The organism is Thioalkalivibrio denitrificans (assembly GCF_002000365.1).
Classification (GTDB): domain Bacteria; phylum Pseudomonadota; class Gammaproteobacteria; order Ectothiorhodospirales; family Ectothiorhodospiraceae; genus Thioalkalivibrio_A; species Thioalkalivibrio_A denitrificans.
On sequence record NZ_MVBK01000100.1, the window covers coordinates 2772 to 20491 of the forward strand.

Annotated in this window: 22 protein-coding genes and 1 pseudogene; 12 read left to right on the plus strand and 11 right to left on the minus strand. The window is 64.1% G+C overall.

The window, feature by feature from the left end:
* Positions 1-87 precede the first annotated feature (87 nt).
* Genes B1C78_RS14675 through B1C78_RS14690 form a run of 4 tightly spaced genes read right to left on the minus strand, consistent with a single transcriptional unit; the run spans position 88 to position 2729 of the window.
* Positions 88-459: a S24 family peptidase gene (locus B1C78_RS14675; RefSeq protein ID WP_077279920.1), complete on the minus strand. Its 372-nt coding sequence runs from the start codon at positions 457-459 to the stop codon at positions 88-90.
* Positions 452-1927 (minus strand): siroheme synthase CysG, encoded by a 1476-nt coding sequence (gene cysG / locus B1C78_RS14680; protein ID WP_077279921.1) that lies wholly within the window; start codon positions 1925-1927, stop codon positions 452-454. Before cysG ends, B1C78_RS14675 begins: the two co-directional genes overlap by 8 nt.
* A 22-nt stretch (positions 1928-1949) precedes the next feature.
* Positions 1950-2222, minus strand: a complete 273-nt coding sequence (grxC, locus tag B1C78_RS14685) for a glutaredoxin 3 (protein ID WP_077279922.1) — start codon at positions 2220-2222, stop codon at positions 1950-1952.
* A gap of 36 nt (positions 2223-2258) precedes the next feature.
* The gene (locus B1C78_RS14690) at positions 2259-2729 is read right to left on the minus strand and encodes a tetratricopeptide repeat protein (RefSeq protein WP_077279923.1); all 471 of its coding nucleotides are present in this window, start codon (positions 2727-2729) and stop codon (positions 2259-2261) included.
* A gap of 319 nt (positions 2730-3048) precedes the next feature.
* Here B1C78_RS14690 and B1C78_RS14695 point away from each other — a divergent pair, with 319 nt between their 5' ends.
* A complete protein-coding gene (locus tag B1C78_RS14695; protein WP_077279962.1) occupies positions 3049-3249 on the plus strand; it encodes an Alvin_2107 family globule sulfur oxidation protein in 201 nt (66 codons plus the stop codon).
* A gap of 94 nt (positions 3250-3343) precedes the next feature.
* On the opposite strand, the gene B1C78_RS14700 is transcribed toward B1C78_RS14695, so the two are convergent.
* The 7 genes and pseudogenes from B1C78_RS14700 to B1C78_RS14730 all read right to left on the minus strand — a co-directional run bounded on the left by B1C78_RS14700 (position 3344) and on the right by B1C78_RS14730 (position 7565).
* Positions 3344-3982 (minus strand): hypothetical protein, encoded by a 639-nt coding sequence (locus tag B1C78_RS14700; protein ID WP_077279924.1) that lies wholly within the window; start codon positions 3980-3982, stop codon positions 3344-3346.
* Positions 3979-4625 (minus strand): annotated as a pseudogene (locus B1C78_RS14705) (DUF3050 domain-containing protein). Before B1C78_RS14705 ends, B1C78_RS14700 begins: the two are co-directional and overlap by 4 nt.
* A 238-nt stretch (positions 4626-4863) precedes the next feature.
* A complete protein-coding gene (locus B1C78_RS14710) occupies positions 4864-5067 on the minus strand; it encodes a hypothetical protein (RefSeq protein ID WP_077279925.1) in 204 nt (67 codons plus the stop codon).
* 235 nt (positions 5068-5302) lie between these two features.
* Entirely contained in the window at positions 5303-5644 is a 342-nt protein-coding gene (locus B1C78_RS14715) for a TusE/DsrC/DsvC family sulfur relay protein (RefSeq protein ID WP_077279926.1), read from the minus strand.
* Positions 5645-5717: 73 nt separating this feature from the next.
* Complete coding sequence (cas6, locus tag B1C78_RS14720; RefSeq protein WP_077279927.1) at positions 5718-6404, minus strand: type I-MYXAN CRISPR-associated protein Cas6/Cmx6; 687 nt, start codon at positions 6402-6404, stop codon at positions 5718-5720.
* Positions 6405-6415: 11 nt separating this feature from the next.
* A complete protein-coding gene (locus B1C78_RS14725; RefSeq protein WP_077279928.1) occupies positions 6416-6607 on the minus strand; it encodes a sulfur relay protein DsrC in 192 nt (63 codons plus the stop codon).
* 10 nt (positions 6608-6617) lie between these two features.
* Complete coding sequence (locus B1C78_RS14730; protein ID WP_342745170.1) at positions 6618-7565, minus strand: TauD/TfdA family dioxygenase; 948 nt, start codon at positions 7563-7565, stop codon at positions 6618-6620.
* A gap of 479 nt (positions 7566-8044) precedes the next feature.
* Here B1C78_RS14730 and dsrA point away from each other — a divergent pair, with 479 nt between their 5' ends.
* The 11 genes from dsrA (at position 8045) to dsrO (ending at position 17707) form a co-directional block, all read left to right on the plus strand.
* Positions 8045-9316: a dissimilatory-type sulfite reductase subunit alpha gene (dsrA, locus tag B1C78_RS14735; protein ID WP_077279929.1), complete on the plus strand. Its 1272-nt coding sequence runs from the start codon at positions 8045-8047 to the stop codon at positions 9314-9316.
* Positions 9317-9370: 54 nt separating this feature from the next.
* Positions 9371-10450 carry a dissimilatory-type sulfite reductase subunit beta gene (gene dsrB, locus B1C78_RS14740; protein WP_077279930.1) on the plus strand — a complete coding sequence of 360 codons (1080 nt, stop codon included), beginning with the start codon at positions 9371-9373 and terminating at the stop codon, positions 10448-10450.
* Positions 10451-10534: 84 nt separating this feature from the next.
* Positions 10535-10927, plus strand: coding sequence for a sulfurtransferase complex subunit TusD (tusD, locus tag B1C78_RS14745; protein WP_077279931.1), 393 nt, complete (start codon positions 10535-10537; stop codon positions 10925-10927).
* Between the two features lie 88 nt (positions 10928-11015).
* On the plus strand, positions 11016-11408 hold the full coding sequence (tusC, locus tag B1C78_RS14750) for a sulfurtransferase complex subunit TusC (protein ID WP_077279932.1): 393 nt from the start codon (positions 11016-11018) through the stop codon (positions 11406-11408).
* Positions 11409-11424: 16 nt separating this feature from the next.
* Positions 11425-11727 (plus strand): sulfurtransferase complex subunit TusB, encoded by a 303-nt coding sequence (tusB, locus tag B1C78_RS14755; protein WP_077279933.1) that lies wholly within the window; start codon positions 11425-11427, stop codon positions 11725-11727.
* Between the two features lie 58 nt (positions 11728-11785).
* Positions 11786-12118 carry a TusE/DsrC/DsvC family sulfur relay protein gene (locus B1C78_RS14760; RefSeq protein ID WP_077279934.1) on the plus strand — a complete coding sequence of 111 codons (333 nt, stop codon included), beginning with the start codon at positions 11786-11788 and terminating at the stop codon, positions 12116-12118.
* A gap of 70 nt (positions 12119-12188) precedes the next feature.
* A complete protein-coding gene (locus tag B1C78_RS14765; protein WP_077279935.1) occupies positions 12189-12935 on the plus strand; it encodes a respiratory nitrate reductase subunit gamma in 747 nt (248 codons plus the stop codon).
* Positions 12936-12977: 42 nt separating this feature from the next.
* Complete coding sequence (gene dsrK, locus B1C78_RS14770) at positions 12978-14468, plus strand: sulfate reduction electron transfer complex DsrMKJOP subunit DsrK (protein WP_077279936.1); 1491 nt, start codon at positions 12978-12980, stop codon at positions 14466-14468.
* A 57-nt stretch (positions 14469-14525) separates the two neighbouring features.
* On the plus strand, positions 14526-16472 hold the full coding sequence (locus tag B1C78_RS14775) for an NAD(P)-binding protein (protein WP_077279937.1): 1947 nt from the start codon (positions 14526-14528) through the stop codon (positions 16470-16472).
* A 3-nt stretch (positions 16473-16475) separates the two neighbouring features.
* Positions 16476-16961, plus strand: a complete 486-nt coding sequence (locus B1C78_RS14780) for a hypothetical protein (protein ID WP_245795451.1) — start codon at positions 16476-16478, stop codon at positions 16959-16961.
* Positions 16958-17707 carry a sulfate reduction electron transfer complex DsrMKJOP subunit DsrO gene (dsrO, locus tag B1C78_RS14785; protein ID WP_077279938.1) on the plus strand — a complete coding sequence of 250 codons (750 nt, stop codon included), beginning with the start codon at positions 16958-16960 and terminating at the stop codon, positions 17705-17707. The genes B1C78_RS14780 and dsrO overlap by 4 nt, the downstream gene beginning before the upstream one ends.
* The last annotated feature ends 13 nt before the right edge of the window (positions 17708-17720 follow it).

The window sequence follows — 17720 nt, forward strand, 5'->3', positions numbered from 1 at the left end:
GTCAGTTGTCAGTTGTCAGAAGCCTGGGTTCTGCACTGGGCGTGTCAAGGGGTTTTCAACGACTGACAACTGACCACTGACAACGAACTAAACATAATGCTTGTGTTGCGACCGCCTGCGACCGGCGCGCTGCACTACCACGCCGATGATGGCCCCACGTCCCGGGATCTCCAGGCGCCGATGGTCCTCCTTCAGGGCCACCAGGTAATGGCGGCCGTCCTCGATGCGCAACTGGCGGAACAGGTATTCCTCCTCGTGGCGCGCAACCACGTAGCTGCCATCCTCCACCACCGCGCCCGGATCGACGATGATCACCACCCCGTGCTCGAACTCCGGAGCCATGCTGTCACCCAGCACCCGCAGGGCAAAGGGTTCACTGGCAGCGCATCCGCTGCCCATGCCCTCATCAGCACTGCCAGTGCCCATGGTTGCGGGATTGTAGATGCCGTGATCACTCATGGCTTGCCTCCACTCTTGGCGCGGCAGACTGCTGCTCCACCTGGCCGCGACTGCTGAAAAGGCTTTCTGTCGTATGGTCGGTGCCCGGCTGGAACCATTGCAGACGTTCGTGCAGCCTGACCACCTCGCCCACGATGATCAGGGTGGGCGGCTGCACGTCGTGTTCCTGGACGATGTCCGGAAGCGTCTCCAGCGTACCCACCAGCACGCGCTGGTTCTGGGTCGTGCCCTGCTCCACCAGGGCCGCGGGCGTGGACGCAGGCAGGCCGTGGGCGGTCAGTTCCCGGCAGATGATGGGCAGACCCACGAGTCCCATATAGAACACCACCGTCTGGCGTGGCTGCGCGAGCATGTCCCAGTTGAGATCAATGGTGCCGTCACGGAGATGGCCCGTAGCGAACACCAGCGCCTGTGAATAGTCCCGATGGGTCAGCGGAATGCCGGCAAAGGATGCGCAGCCCGCGGCCGCCGTGATGCCGGGCACCACCTGAAACGGGATGCCTTCCTGCATGAGGGTGTCGATTTCCTCGCCGCCGCGCCCGAAGATGAACGGGTCGCCGCCCTTCAGGCGCAGCACCCGCTTGCCCTCCTTGGCCAGGCGCACCAGCAGCTGGTTGATCTGCTCCTGGGGCAGCGTGTGCTGGTTGCGCTTCTTGCCGGCGTAGATCATCTCCGCGTCGCGGCGCACCAGTTCCAGGATCGCGGGCGAGACCAGGTTGTCGTGCACCACCACGTCGGCCAGCTGCATCAGGCGCAGCGCCCTGAAGGTGAGCAGATCGGGATCCCCTGGGCCGGCACCCACCAGGAAGACCTCGCCACCGGTGTCGCGCCGGTCGAGCCCCTGCTCCAGCGCCTGTTCCAGCGCTTCCCGCGCGGCGTCCTCGCGCCCGGAGAGAAACAGTTCCGTCACCGGCCCTTCCAGCAACCGCTCCCAGAACCGCCGGCGCAACTCCGGGTCCGGGATCCGCTCCTTGGCCTGCAGCCGGTAGCCCTCCACGAGCGCGGCCAGGCCGCCGTAGGCGGCGGGAATGAAACTTTCGATGCGCGACCGGAACAGCCTCGCCAGCACCGGCGAAGAACCGCCGGTGGAGATCGCCACCTGCAGGGGTGACCGGTCCACCATGGACGGCGTGATGAATCCGCACAGGTCCGGCTGGTCCACGACGTTCACGGGGATGGAACGTTCCATGCAAAGCGCGGACACGCGCTGGTTGACTGCCTGATGGTCCGTCGCGGCAATGACCAGCACCCGGTCGAGCACGTCGTCGTCCTGGAAATCACGGGCCACATGCTCAATGGCCCCCTGTTTCGCGAGCGCTTCAAGCTGCGGACACAGCTCGGGGGACACCACGGTCACCCGGGCGTCGGCCTTGCGCAGCAGCGACACCTTGCGCAGCGCCACCCCGCCCCCGCCCACCACCAGGCAGGAACGTCCCTCAAGGCGCATGAAGATGGGAAAGTAGTCCATGATGTCTCCGCGCGCCCCGATGTCAGGCGATGCCGGCCTCGGTGAGCAGTTCGTTGAGGGCCCCGTCCATATCCAGTTCCACCAGGTCGTCGTAACCGCCCACGTGGTGGTCACCGATGAAAATCTGGGGCACCGTGCGTCGCTGCGTCATGCGCAGCATTTCCACCAGCCTTTCGCGGTCCTGGTCCACCCGGATCTTCTCCAGGTGATCGCCCAGCCCACGGCGCACCAGCAGGTCCTCGGCCCGGTCACAGTAGGGACAGATGCCCGTGCAGTACATGCGGATCATGCTCATGGCGGGGTTTTCCGAACCTTAAACGGCGGAGCGGCCTCAGTTGAGGCGCTTGAAGATATCCAGCTCGGCAGGATCGAATCCCGCCTTCTCGTACCAGCGGCGCGCCGCCTCCAGGTCCTGCTCCACGCCGTTGCCCTGCTCGTACATCATGGCCAGCGTGGTCTGGGAGCCCGCGAGGCCCTGGTTGGCTGCAAGCTCAAACCAGTGCACCGCCTGTTTCGGGTCCTTATCGAGGCACTCGCCCTCCAGGAACATGAAACCCAGGCCGTGCTGGGCCATGGCATGCCCCTGCTCCGCCGCCGCGCGCATCCAGCCGGCCGCGGCATCGGGATTGGGCGTGCAGCCGAGGCCGTTCTGACACATGATGGCCATGCGGTACTGGGCCTCGGCATTGCCGCCTTCGGCCAGGGGCGAAAGCAGCTGCGAGGCTCGGGAAAAGTGCTTGGCCTCGAAAGCGGCGATACCGCTCTGGAGGTCCATCAGATCGTCGTCCGCAGAATGACTCATGATTCGTACCACCCGTCTGTTTGTCCTTCATGGGGGACAGCCGCAGGGCCGGGCGCCCTGCAGGGACGCACCGCAGGGGGCGGAACGCCTTGATTGTCCTGATGTACTGTTTCGTGCATTCAGCATGAAACAATACAATAGTTTCTTACACGGTCATGGTGACGTAAAGCCCGGGGCATCAGGAACCCCCTCAATGGGGATATACGCCCCTGTAAAACGCCCCCGCTATAATCCAACCCCTGATATTGGGCCAATGCGGTCGCGGAGAACAGCCGGATTCCGCGGTTCGGGTGCCGAAAACGAAACCGAGGAGACGAGCATGGACAAGAAGACCTACTACGACACCACCGTCAAGATGGAAAGCGTCGGCGTGGACCCTGCCTACGTCCTGGGCTGGCAGACCGGATTCATGCACAGCCCGAAGCTGGAAGAACAGCGCGTGACCGAGGCCTACGAGGCCGGTTACAACGACGGCCGGGAGGGCAAGACCGACGGCTTCTCCAGCTGGACGAAGCAGTAAAGTCTGTCCGTTGTCAGTTGTTAGTGGTCAGTCGAAAAGTCACTGACCACTGACCACTGACAACGGACAACGGACAACGGACAACTGGCCGACTTCAGTCCTCCGCCATAGGGCGAACGGGCCCTTTCTTGCCCGGACCGGAACGGTCATCCGAGCCCGCCAGCAGCGCATCCAGGGAGGCCGTGTACTTCTCCACCGCCTCCGGGCCGTCGATGGCCACGACCTGATCGATGGCCCACTGGCGGTTCCTTGGACCAAGCGCATCGCTGACCCACTCCGCAAAAGCGCGCAACAGGCTGAAGCCGGGGCCCTCCACGGGGCTGTACTTGCATTCCGCGTACACGGCATTGCGGGCGTTGATCTTGTCGATGAACGCGCGCTTGTAATCCTGGGGCGTCATATCCTTCTGATCCTCGGGCGGCCGGTTATCGGCGCGGTTCTCCTCCACCAGCCCCGCCAGGCGCAACGCCATGGCCGTGATGAAACGCGCCCGCTCTTCCTCCGTGAACTTGCCGTAGACCTGGTGATCCGTCAGGTGCAGCAGGAAGATCACGAATTCCTCGATGACGTCGAGGCGCTGGTACTGCGTGCGGGTCTCGAAGTTCTCGTTCTCCAGATTCAGGACCCCGTTGCACGCCACACGCCATGCATTGGCCGCGCTGACCGTGGCCACGTCCTCAAGCGTCCGTGCCCGGTCGCCCTGTTTCCATCGATTGCGCAGGCGCAGGCTCATGCCGCCATCTCCAGTTCGCCGTGCACGGCGTCCCACAAGCGCAGCCGGGCCTCGATGGCTTCCCGCGCAGCGGCTTCGGCCTCGCGCACGGTGTCGGGGTCGCCGCCGCACAGCATGTCCAGCATGCGCAGGGACATGGGGCCGTGTGAATCGCCGTCCAGGTCGATATGGCGCTCCAAGTACAGGTGGAACAGGGGCGCCTGCTGCCTGCCGATGCCCATGCGCTTGAGCAGGCTGCGGAACATGCCCGGAATCACGTGCTCACGACCCAGGGCCAGCGCCGCGGCGCATCGGCATCCGCGCCCAGTTCGGACATGGCGCCGCAATAAAGCTCGAAGTGACTGAGGCAGCGCTCACCGCCGTCCGGCGCCGGCACGCAATCGCTCTCCTCCGCCAGCACCAGTTCGTTGATGAAGCGGCTGACTTCAGCGTCCTGTGGCGGATACCAGGGGGCCCCTGCCGGGGCGAGGCGATGCTGCAGGTACTTCACCAGGGACATGAAGTCCCACACGGAGTAGACGTGACACTCCATGAAACGGCGCAGATCCGCCATGTCGCGCAGCCCGTAGACGGGATGTGTCTCCAGGTGCTCGCGCAGGTCGTCGATGCAACGGGTGTCGAAGCGTATCGGCTGGCTGGGCATGACGGGTTCCTTCGGAAATTTCATGGAAGATTGACACGCAAACGCGCCGCCGGCCCGGTGATCATCCGGTCCGGCGGCGCGGGGAAGAGTCAGGCATTCGCATGCGCGGACCCGAGAAGGGTCGGAAGCCGTTGCGGGTCACCTGAGCCCGGCAGAGCGGGCCGGATATCCGGGGCGACTTTAAGCCGCCACGGTATCCACGTGATGACCTGGACAGCCTGCTAGCCCTCCGGACACCTCAGCGACGGGAGCCCTTTTCCTCGTGGGCCATGTCCACCAGCTCCATGGCGATGTCCCGGTACTTCTGGCGGTACGCGTGCAGAGGGTGCCCCTCGGGCGCCAGGTAGTACTCCTCGGGCTCGACGCCATTGGCGTGTTCATACTCGATGAACTTCTTCTGCATCTCGAGCATCTGCTTGATCAGTTCCTGCTTCTTGCTCATGACTTTTATAGCCTCCGATGAATCCTGCGCTGGGCGGAGTATCTCCGAAACTGCCCGGACTATATCACCGCCCCTTAAAACGCCTTAACCCCCCTATGGGGATATAAAACAGTGGCAAGTGGCAAGTCTCAAGTTGCAAGGAAGGGCAACACCCATTCACTCCCTCTCCCTCAGGGAGAGGGTCGGGGTGAGGGTGGTTTCCCTTGCCACTTGCCACTTGAGACTTGCCACTGCCTTAATACCCGCCCTTGCGCCGGCTTTCCGGCAGGCCGGCGATGCGGCCGCCCTGCTTGCTGGGATCCAGGGGAAAGAGATCGTAGACGGTCTTGGCGTCCACGCTCTTGTCATCCCACTTGGCCTGCATCGACTTCACGATGGTCCGGGTATTGGGCTGATTCTCGTTGTTGTTGAAGTACTCGTCCCGCAGGTAATTGATCAGGTCCCAGTGCCGCTCGGTCAGTTCGATCCCCTCCCTGGCCGCCATGGCCTCGGCCACCTTCTCCGTCCACTGGGTGGCGTCCACCAGGTAACCCTTCTCGTCGGTCTCGATAGTCACCCCGTCCACTTCAACGCTCATTGGTCGTTTCTCCCTCTGTAGTCAATGATTGCGGTTGGAAAACACCTGCCTCTTCATAATTCTGAATCCGTGATCACTCCTGCCTGGCCTGAACCGGCGCGATATCCTTGTGGCCGATAAACAGGCCGCAACCCATCAGGCGCCCCGGGCCGATCCCGGCGCGCTGCAGCATGACCGAGTCGTGCGGCTCGAGGTCCGCCACCATCAGACTGCGGGTGAAGATGTCGCCTTCGGGCATGCGCAGCACATGACTGCGCCCGCAGAGCAGCTTAGTCACGGGAATGTCCATGGCGCGCAGGGCATCGGCCGCGGCCTGCAGAAACCGGGCCTCGTCCTCGTCCGCGTCGGCCACCACGTAGCGCGCCAGAAGTGCCGGCTGGGGGGCCAGGGGCATAACCCGGGCCTCGCCGATGCCCAGTTCGTAACCGTCCACGTCCAGGCGCCGGCCCACCAGGGCATCTGCCTCGTCCAGGCGCTGCCGGGGCAGGCGCAGGCGGAAGCGGGCGCGCCGGGAGAGGTGCAGGACGTCGTGTTCGGGATCCTGCGGCCTGTACCAGCCGTTCCCGGATTCCGCGCCGTGGATCAGGTGAATGCCGGCCAGGTCCTCGTCCTCCAGCCACGGGAGGGCCTCGCGCACCGCCGCGGTCAGCGCGTGGGCATGGTCCAGGGGCAGGCAGCGGCAATCGATGCGGTAGGACACATCGACCACGTCATCCGGAAGCTGCAGTTCGTCGTCCTGTGGGGACTCGTCCCAGAACATCTTCACTCACCTTATGACAACGGGGACGTGAAGGCCGCCTCGATGCGTTCCTCCCAGTCCGGCGGTGTATCCGGGAAAGGCGGCTTGACGTCCGAACTCAGGAAGCGCTCGCCCTCGCGGGCGCGCTGGCGCACCAGTTCCAGAAGCTCCTGGAACGACTCCAGGTCCTGGTTCTGCATCAGTACTTCACTCAGCCAGAGCATGGATGTCTCCTCAGGTTCCCGCAATCCGGTCCAGGTAACGCGCCCGGTAGATCAGACGCCGGTGGGCCGACCCCGCCTCGTCCCGGAAGCCGGTGCGCGCGTGCAGCACGTTGTTGCATACCACGCCTTCTCCCGGCTGCAGCCTGTAGCGCAGGATGTCGGGATTGTCCTCCCGGTTCAGCAACTCGCGAATGCGCTGGGCCGCGGCGAGCGTATCCGCATCTTCCCGCCACCGGATATGACGCAGCCGCGCCGTGTAGCGCATGTGCAGGCGTCCGGTGAGCGGATCCACGCTGAATACCGGACCGCTCTGGGCCCCGCGCAGGGTCCTGCCATCCACCACATTGGGGGGGATGGTGAAGGCCTGCGGATGGCTCAGGGCCTCGATCCAGGCGGGATTTTCGTCCCGCAGCCGGATATAGAGGAGTTCGTGATCCATGAACATGTTGTCGCCACCCTGCGGCGCGTCGGACACGCAATGCAGCATCATGGCGCGGATCCGTCGTTCCGGCGGATTGTAATAGCCGTCGCAATGCCAGCTGAGCGGGCGATCCGTATAAGGAATGTAGTCGGCCCGGGACCCGCCGTCGCTGACGCTCAACTGGCTGATGCCGTCCTCCTCGGCGCAGAGATGGGTGTCGAACCGCTCCAGCCCCAGGGCAGCGCCGAAACGGCGCATGGCCGTGCGATCCATGGGCCGACCCTGGTCCGCACAGCGATAGAAAGCCATGTTGCAGTGCAAGATCCGGTCCACCAGTTCGTTCCGCTCCTGCGCCGTGAGGCGCCCCGGGTCACGCACCGTCACGATCAGCCGGCCCGGGTCGGAGATCCGCCCGGCCAGCCGCGCCTCCCGCCATGCCCGGTAAGCCGCCTCCTCGGACAGATGAAAAGGAGACCCTCCCCGCGACAGGGTCTCCTGCGGGAAATCCGTGGCAGGTGCAGGGCTCGGCGTCATCATTACTCTGTTCGGGACACTCAACACGCGTGGGAAATGGGGCCGCGGGCGACGAAACACCCCGGCGGGGCGGGCGCCCCGGCCTGCGGCAATCCGACTGCAGTGTAGTGACCTGTGGTCGGGGTGCAACATTCCATCCGGGATAGGCATATAATGTCAGACCCCAGGCCGCCCGGCACCGTTCAACGGGGCCGGCCCGGAGCCCCTGGCACCATGCGACGCCGGGCTTCGCAGGCATCGCTCGCATCCATATCCCTGTGGGGATAGGCACGGGCCCCTACCCCACCCCAACGGTAGGGTGTTCCAGGGGCCACGAGCCGCCGTAGAGTCTACCGCAGCAAAAAGATGACGGGTCCGGGCCCCGCCGCCGGGACCCGTAACAGAAACGGACAGGGGCCTGGCAGGATCGCGAAATCACTCGTCGTATCCTATATATAGAGGTTCATCAGTACCCTGTCCTCAGCTTCGGAAAGGAGATCGTCATGGCCAAGAACCAGCACCCGACCCCCATGCTCGACGAGTTGGAGAACGGCCCCTGGCCGAGCTTCATCTCCGGTATCAAGCGTCTGCGCGACGAGCATCCCGACGCGCGAATCCAGGGCGTCAGCAACGACCTGCTGGGCCAGCTGGAACATTCCTACGAGACCCGCAAGGGCTACTGGAAGGGCGGCACCGTGTCGGTCTTCGGCTACGGTTCGGGGATCATCCCGCGCTTCTCCGAAGTGGCCAAGGCCTTCCCGGAGTCCCGCGAGTTCCATACCGTGCGCGTCCAGCCGCCGGCCGGCAACTTCTACACCACGGATATCCTGCGTCAGCTGACCGACTCCTGGGAGAAGTACGGCTCCGGCCTGATCACCTTCCACGGCCAGACCGGCAACGCTATGTTCATCGGCGTCAACACCGAGAACACCCAGCACTTCTTCGACGAGATCAACGAATACGGCTTTGACCTGGGCGGTGCCGGCCCCTGCGTGCGCACCGGCATGTCCTGCGTGGGCGCGGCGCGCTGCGAGCAGTCCTGCGCCAACGAGCAGCGCATCCACCGCACCCTGCTCAACCGCTTCACCGACGATGTGCATCGTCCCTCGCTGCCGTACAAGTTCAAGTTCAAGGTCTCCGGCTGCCCCAACGACTGCGTGAACTCCATCGAGCGTTCCGACTTCGCGGTCATCGGCACCTGGCGCGACGACATGAAGATCGACCAGGCGGAGGTCAAGGCCTTCGTGGAGAAGAAGGGCCGTGACTACGTCATCGACAACGTCACCAGCCGCTGCCCCACCGCCTGCATGACCCTGAACGACGACGACACGCTGACCGTCGACAACAAGAACTGCGTGCGCTGCATGCACTGCCTGAACGTCATGCCCAAGGCCCTGTCCCCCGGGGACGACAAGGGCGTCAGCATCCTCGTGGGCGGCAAGCGCACCCTGAAGATCGGCGACCTCATGGGCACCGTGATCGTCCCGTTCATGAAGCTCGAGACCGAAGAGGACTACGAGCAGCTGACCGAACTGGCCGAGAACATCATCGAGTTCTGGGCGGAGAACGGTCTTGAGCACGAGCGCTGCGGCGAGATGATTGAGCGTATCGGCCTCGTGAACTTCCTCAAGGGCATGGGCCTGGAGGCCGACCCGAACATGGTCAACCACCCGCGCCAGAGCTCCTACATCCGCATGGACGAGTTCGACGAAGCGGCCGAACAGTACCTGCGCCGCAAGATGGAAGAGCGGCAGAAGCGGGCGGGCGCCAACTGACAAGTCGGCCCCGACACAACGACCATACGAATCCGTTAAGTGCAGGAGTAAGCAATGTCACAGGCACAGGCTATGCGTCCGCCGATCGAATCGGGTTGTCCGGACGGCTTCCAGTACATGCATCCCCTGATGCGCCGCAATTTCGGGATGTGGAAATGGCATGACCATCCACGCCCGGGCGTTCTTCGCCACGTGGCCGAATCGGGCGAGACGATCTGGACGGTCAAGGCCGGCACCCAGCGCATCCTCGACGTGTTCACCCTCCGCAAGTTGTGCGATATCGGCGACCAGTTCGCCGACGGCTACGTGCGGTTCACCATCCGCTCCAACATCGAATACATGGTGGCCGACGAAGCCAAGGTGGACCCGCTGATCAAGGCCCTGGAGGATGCCGGCTTCGTCGTAGGCGGCACCGCAAACTCCGTTTCCATGATCTCCCACACCCAGGGCTGGCTGCACTGCGACATCCCCGGCACCGACGCCTCCGGCGTGGTGAAGGCGATGATGGACGAACTCATCGACGAGTTCCGCAACTGCAACATGCCCAACCGGGTGCACATCACCACCTCCTGCTGCCAGATCAACTGCGGCGGCCAGGGTGATATCGCCATCAACGTGCAGCACACCAAGCCGCCCAAGATCAACCATGATCTGGTGGCCAACGTATGCGAGCGCCCGTCGGTGGTGGCCCGTTGCCCGGTTGCGGCCATCCGACCCGCGCTGGTCAACGGCAAGCCCTCGCTCGAGGTGGACGAGAAGAAGTGCATCTGCTGCGGCGCCTGCTACCCGCCCTGCCCCCCCATGCAGATCAACGACGCCGAGCACACCAAGCTGGCGATCTGGGTGGGCGGCAACCACTCCAACGCCCGCGGCAAGCCCACGTTCCAGAAGCTCGTGGCCTCCGGCATCCCCAACAACCCGCCGCGCTGGCCCGAGGCGACCGCGATCGTCAAGAAGATCCTCAAGACCTACAAGGAAGACGCCAAGGACTGGGAGCGCATCAACGACTGGATCGAGCGCATCGGTTGGCCGGATTTCTTCGAGAAGACCGGGCTGCCCTTCACTCGCTTCCATATCGAGAACTGGAGAGGCGCCCGTAACAGCCTGAACGCGTCGACGCACATCCGCTTCTGACAGGCGGATCCGGGCGACGAGACCCGAACTCCCGCGGGGCCCGAGTGGCCCCGCGGGCACGGATAGCCACAGGACAGTCCGAATATGAAATACGGTATTCTGGTTAACGAAGGCCCCTATCAGCACCAGGCCTCCGATACCGCCTATCAGTTCTGCAAGGCGGCCATCGAGCGGGGTCATGAAGTGTTCCGCGTCTTCTTCTATCACGACGGCGTGAACAACGGCACCCGGTTCGGCGTCCCGCCACAGGACGACCGCAACATCACGGTGCGCTGGACGGAACTGGCCGAGGCCAACAACATCGATCTCGTGATCTGCATCGCTGCAGCGCAGCGCCGCGGCATTCTCGACGAGGGTGAGGCCAAGCGTCAGGGCAAGGACGGCGAGAACATCGCCCCCGGTTTCCGCATCTCCGGCCTCGGCCAGCTGATCGAGGCCGGCATCCAGTGCGACCGCATGGTGACCTTCGGCGACTGAGTCGCCGCGAGGCAGCCCCGCATGCCCGTCCGAGCACGTCTCCGGGCCATGTACACAGCAACATGACAGTTTCTTAAGGTGAACGAAGATGTCCGAACCGTGGGAAGAAGAAGGTCCTGGTGAAGTCAAGAAGTTCATGTACGTGAACCGCAAGGCGCCGTACGGAACGATCTATGCCCTGGAATCCCTCGAGGTCGTGCTGATTGCCGCGGCCTTCGAACAGGACGTGAGCCTCGCCTTCGTGGACGACGGCGTGTACCAGATCAAGAAGGGTCAGGACACGCAAGGCATCGGCATGAAGAACTTTTCACCCACCTATCGGGCCCTGGAAGGCTACGACGTGGAGAAGCTCTACGTGGAAGCCGAGTCCCTGGCCGAGCGCGGCCTCACGGAGGACGACCTGCTCGTGCCCGTCGAGGTGAAATCGCGCGAGGAAATGGCCCGCCTCATGGACGAACAAGACGTCATCCTGAGCTTCTGAGGAGCCCAACGTGAGTATGCTGCATACCGTCAACAAGTCGCCCTTTGAGCGCAACACTCTCACGGCCTGCCTGGGTCACGCCCTGCCCGAGTCCGCGGTGCTGCTCATCGAGGACGGCGTCTATGCCGCCATGAACGGCACCGCGTTCGAAAAGGACGTCCGCAAGGCCATGGAGGATCGAACCCTTTACGTGCTGGGACCGGATCTCCTGGCCCGGGGCCTCACCGCCGATCAGGTCATCGACGGCATTCAGGTGGTGGACTACGAAGGCTTCGTTGAACTGACCGAGAAACACGACAAGGTGCAGGCCTGGCTCTGAGCCAACAGGCCTATCGCCCCGCGACCCTGAACCAAGCAACAGCAGGAGGAATGACCCCATGCCACTCGAAGTAAACGGCAAGACCTACGAAACCGACGAGGAAGGTTACCTCGCCAACCTGAACGACTGGAACGAAGACCTGGCCAAGGCCATGGCCGAAGCCGACGGCACCACCCTCGACGAAAACCACTGGGAAGTCATCAACTTCCTGCGTGAGTACTACGAGGAGTACCAGATCGCTCCCGCCGTGCGCGTGCTGACCAAGGCGATCGGCAAGAAGCTGGGTCCGGACAAGGGCAACAGCAAGTACCTCTACGAGCTGTTCCCCTACGGCCCGGCCAAGCAGGCGTGTAAGTACGCCGGCCTGCCCAAGCCGACCGGCTGCGTCTAAGACAGGCAGCAGTTCCAAGTCCGGGTGAAGCGGTATCGCTTCACCCGGATTCTTGACTGGAGGAAGCCCCGTGTCGTTCGCGACCGTGTTCTTTGCATTGCTCTTTTACGCGGCCACCGCGATCTTTCTGATCGGGGTGGGGATGCGTATTGCGCGCTATGCACGCGCGCCGGCACCCCTCAAGATTCCCACCACTCCGGCCCCCACCACGCGCACCGGCGTCGTCGGGCGAATGGTGACCGAAGTGGTCTTCTTCCACAGCCTGTTCAAGGCGAACAAGTGGATCTGGATCCTGGGCTGGGTCTTTCACCTGGCCCTGCTGCTGGTCCTGCTGCGTCACCTGCGCTACTTCATCGAACCGGTCTGGACCTGGGTGGTTCTCATCCAGCCGTTCGGCGTGTACGCCGGCTTTGCCATGATCGCCGGCCTGGCCGGCCTGTGGGTCCGGCGGTTGTTCGTGGAACGCATCCGCTACATCTCCTCGCCCTCGGATCACCTGATGCTGGCGCTGCTGATCGCCATCGCCGCCAGCGGACTCGGCATGAAATACATCTGGCACACGGACATCCCGGCGGTGAAGATGTTCTTCATGGGCCTCATGCGGTTCGATTTCCATCCGTTGCCCACGGATCCCATGCTGCTTATCCATCTGTCGCTCGTGGCGGCCCTGATGATCATCTTCCCGTTCAGCAAGCTGCTACATGCGCCGGGCGTGTTCTTCAGCCCGACCCGCAACCAGGCGGACAACCCGAGAGAGCGCCGCCACGTCACCTGGATCAGCAGCGCGGAAAAGCCTGCGGCTCCGGCTGAGCAATGAGCACCCGGGTAACGTACCCAGCCCGTCCCGAGGATTGACACGATGGCCGATTTCGAAACACCGGAGGTCAAGGAATACCTGGACATCCCTGCACTCAAGCGGGGCGTCATGGGCAACAGCAAGCCCTTCGTGTCCAAGGAGCAGTTCCAGGAGCCCCTGGGCTTCCCCGGTGAGCTGGTGGACAACTGGCAGCAGGTGGCGGTGGACAAGCTGGGCGAGCTGCTCAAGACCAACCGCGGGCTGCAGGTATTCATGGACTCCTGCGTCAAATGCGGCGCGTGCACCGACAAGTGCCACTACTTCCTGGGCACGTCCGATCCGCGCAACATGCCTGTGGCCCGCCAGGACCTGCTGCGCGGTGTCTACCGCCGCTACTACACCCTGCCCGGCAAGCTGTTCCCCAAGCTGGTCGGCGCCATGGACCTGACCGAAGACCTGCTGGATCAGTGGTACAGCTATTACCACCAGTGCTCCGAATGCCGTCGCTGCTCGGTGTACTGCCCCTACGGCATCGACACCGCCGAAGTGACCATGGCTGCCCGCGATATCATGAATGCGGTGGGCAAGGGTCAGAAGTACAGCAACGAGATCATCGGCAAGGTCTTCAAGATCGGCAACAATCTGGGCCTGCCCCAGCCGGCCCTGGAAGATACCCTCGAAGGGCTCGAGGAGGAGGTCAAGGAAGACACCGGTGCAGACGTGCGCTACCCGCTGGACGAGGAAGGCGCCGAGGTGCTGCTGGTGACGCCCTCTGCGGATTTCTTCGCCGAGCCCCACGTGGACGGCCTGATCGGCTACGGCAAGGTGTTTCACCAGGCGGGCATCTCCTGGACGCTGTCCTCGCACGCCTCCGAGGCGGCCAACTTCGGCCTGTTCATCGGCTCCATGGAGAACATGAAGCGCATCGCCATGCGCATCCGCGAGGCCGCCCTCGACCTCGGCGTCAAGCGGATCGTGTTCGGCGAGTGCGGCCACGCCTGGCGCGTGGCCTACAGCTTCCTCAACACCCTGGCCGGACCGTTCGACTTCCTCGACCCGCGCTACCCGGTGCCGCAGCATATCTGCGAGGTCACCTACGACCTGATCCAGCGCGGCGCCCTCACGTTCGACAAGAGCGCCAACGATCACCGCCGGGTGACCTTCCACGATTCCTGCAACGTGGCCCGCGCCTCGCGCATGGGCGACATGCCGGGCGGGCAGTTCATCATCCCGCGCGAGATCATCAAGGCGGTATGCAACCACTACTACGACATGCCGCCCGACACCATCGGCGAGGCCACGTTCTGCTGCGGAGGCGGCGGCGGCCTGCTCACGGACGACCTGATGGAACTGCGCGTGAAGGGCGCCCTGCCCCGCATGCAGGCGCTCAAGCAGGTGGTGGAGGAAAACGGCGTGACGCACCTGGCGGCCATCTGCGCCATCTGCAAGAGCCAGTTTTCCAAGGTACTGCCCTATTACGGATTCCAGATGGACCAGATCGTGAGCGTGCACCAGCTGGTGAGCGACGCCATCGTTCTGGGCCAGAAACAGTAAGCGAGAACGACCAAATCGACATCAGGCCTACGGCCGGATTTGACCAGGAGAGAAGGCATGGCAACTTCCAGCGATGACATGAAATTGACGTTCCGGAGGTTTCGAGACGGCGATCACGAGCGCCGCAGCTGGAAAGAGGCGATCTTTGAGGGAGACCACTCCCACAAGTGCCCTGTCTATGTACACCGTACACCGCCCTGCCAGGGCTCCTGCCCGGCGGGTGAGGATATCCGCGGCTGGCTGCAGATCGTGCGCGGCATCGAGAAGCCGCCGGCCGAGATGAGCATGCAGGAATATGCGTTCCGCCGCCTGACCAGCGCGAACCCCTTCCCCTCGGTCATGGGCCGCGTCTGCCCGGCGCCCTGCGAGTCCGGCTGCAACCGCAACGAGGTAGACGACTTCGTGGGCATCAACTCCGTCGAGCAGTTCATCGGCGACACTGCCTATGAGCAGAACTTCAAGTATGAGGAGGCCCCTGCCCTGTCCGGCAAGCGCGTGGCCATCATCGGTGGTGGCCCCGGCGGCATGTCCGCGGCCTATCACCTGCGCCGCCGCGGCCATGCCAGCACCATCTTCGACGACCACGAGGAACTGGGCGGCATGATGATGTACGGCATCCCGGAGTACCGCGTGCCGCGCGACCGGCTGCGCCACGAGGTCAAGCGCATCCTGGATCTGGGCGATATCGACGTGCGCCTCAAGACTCGCGTCGGCACGGACGTGAGCCTGGAGGACGTGGAGAAGGAATTCGACGCCGTGGTATGGGCCGTGGGCTGCCAGACCGGCCGCAAGCTGCCGGTGCCGGGTGCCGAAGCCCCCAACTGCATTACGGGGGTTGAGTTCCTGCAGGCGTTCAATACCGGGCGCATCAAGGTTCTGAACACCGACAAGATTGTCTGCGTGGGTGGTGGCGACACCTCCATCGACGTGGTCTCGGTGGCCCGGCGTCTCGGCAAGATCGAGGCCGAGAACATCACCGACCACCCGGAGGACATGGTTCACGGCTACGTGGGCCACGACAGCGCCATGACCGCCATGCGTTCCGGTGCCGACGTGACGCTGACCTCCCTGTTCCCCAAGGAGAAGATGACCGCCGCCGAACACGAGGTTCGCGACGCCCTGCACGAAGGTGTGACCATCCTCGACGGTGTCATGCCCGTCGAAGTGGTGCTCAACGACAAGGGCCGTGCCACGGGCCTGAAGATGGCCAAGTGCGAATTCGACGGCAACACCCCGAAGCCGGTGGAAGGCACCGAGTTCGTCGTGGAGGCTAACCTGATCATCTCCGCCATCGGTCAGGGCGGCGACCTCACCGGTCTCGAGACCCTGGACAACGGCCGCGGCTTCATCGACACCGACAAGTTCTACCAGGTGCCGGGCAAGGAAGGGCATTTCGTCATCGGTGACATCATCCGCCCGCACCTGCTCACCACGGCCATCGGTCACGGCGCCATTGCGGCCGATTCCATCGACCACTACCTGCGCCGCGAGCAGCCCATCAAGCGCCCGCGCGTTGACGTGCACCACTTCAACCTGCTGGGCAAGCTGCAGGAGTTCGGGCTGGAACCGCAGCCTTACTCCGGCGAGCAGATCCGCGGCACCTCGGAAGGCGAGTTCGCCGTGCACAACTACGAGGACCGCTCGGCCCAGGAGATCATCTCCCACCAGAAGCTCTTCAAGGGTCATTTCCCGTTCGTCCCGCGCCACCTGCGCCAGGAGCACGGGCCCGGTGCCGAAGAGGTGGTGGGGCATTTCGAGGAGCGCATGCAGGGCCTGTCCGAACCGGAAGCCGTCGAGGAGGCCAAGCGCTGCATGAGCTGCGGCATGTGCTTCGAATGCGACAACTGCGTGATCTACTGCCCGCAGACCGCCGTGTACCGGGTGCCCAAGAAGCAGTCGGCCACCGGCCGCTACGTGGCCACCGACTACGACAAGTGCATCGGCTGCCATATCTGTGCGGAGGTCTGCCCCACCGGTTACATCGACATGGCCATGGGTGAGTAAGTCATGCCGCGAAGGATCGTTCATGTCCGTCTGATGCTCGCGGGTCTGTTGCTGGCGGCGGCTGCCCTGCTGCTTGCCGGCTGCAGCCCCGTCGAGGCGCCTCAGATGATGGAGGCCCGTGGGGATCAGTGCGTGGAGCCGGTGGAGGTCATACGCCGGGATCACATGACGATCCTTAAGGCGGAGAAGGACAGGGCCGTCAACCTCGGCGTTCGCAACCCCGACCACAGCATCCGGGGCTGCGTCAATTGCCACGTATCGCCCACGGCCAGCCGGGACGATCCGGCAACCCACTTCTGTCTCAATTGCCACACGTTCACCGCAGTGCGCATGGATTGTTTCCAGTGCCATGCCGACAAGCCGGCCAATGAGGATTACCGCCACGCGCTGAATCCCCACGGACCCGCTCACGGGTTCCAGCTTGCCGACAGCAAGAGCCTTGCCCGGGACATGGAAGCGATTCTTGCGCTGGAGGGACAGGAACAATGAGCGACGAGCGCACCCCGAATCTCTCCCGCCGCCAGTTCATCACCGGAGCCGCCGCCGCGGTGGCCAGCCTCACGGTGGCCCCGGGCGTGTTTCTGCTCAAGACCAGCAGCGCGAGCATCCCGGACAGCCCCGGCACGAAGCCGGGCGCCCGATGGGGCATCCTGATCGACAGCAACAAGTGCGGCGACTGCAACGCCTGCGTGACCGCCTGCCACGAGGAGAACGGCGTCAAGAGCCTCAACCGGCCGCGCACCGATGCCCAGTGGATCCGCAAGGTGGAAATCACCGACCGCGCCACCGGCCACAGCCGTTCCCTGCCGGTGATGTGCCAGCACTGCGAACATCCGCCCTGCGCGGACGTGTGCCCCACCGGCGCGTCCTTCCGCCGGGCGGACGGCATCGTGCTCGTGAACAAGCACACCTGCATCGGTTGCCGCTACTGCATGATGGCCTGCCCCTACAAGGCCCGGTCCTTCATTCATGAGCCCCTGGAAGACCAGCTGCCCCATGCCCCTCGCGGCAAGGGCACCGTGGAAAGCTGCACGCTGTGCGTGCACCGCATCGACCGGGGGGAACGCACCACGGCCTGCGTTGAGGCCTGTCGCAAGGACGGCAACGGGGCCATGGTGTTCGGCAACCTCAACGATCCGGATTCCGAGATCTCCCGCCGCCTCGCCCAGTACGGCGGCGTCGCGATCCGCGCCGACCTGGGCCTGAACCCGGGCGTGCGTTACCAGGGCCTCTGACAGCAAGGGCAAG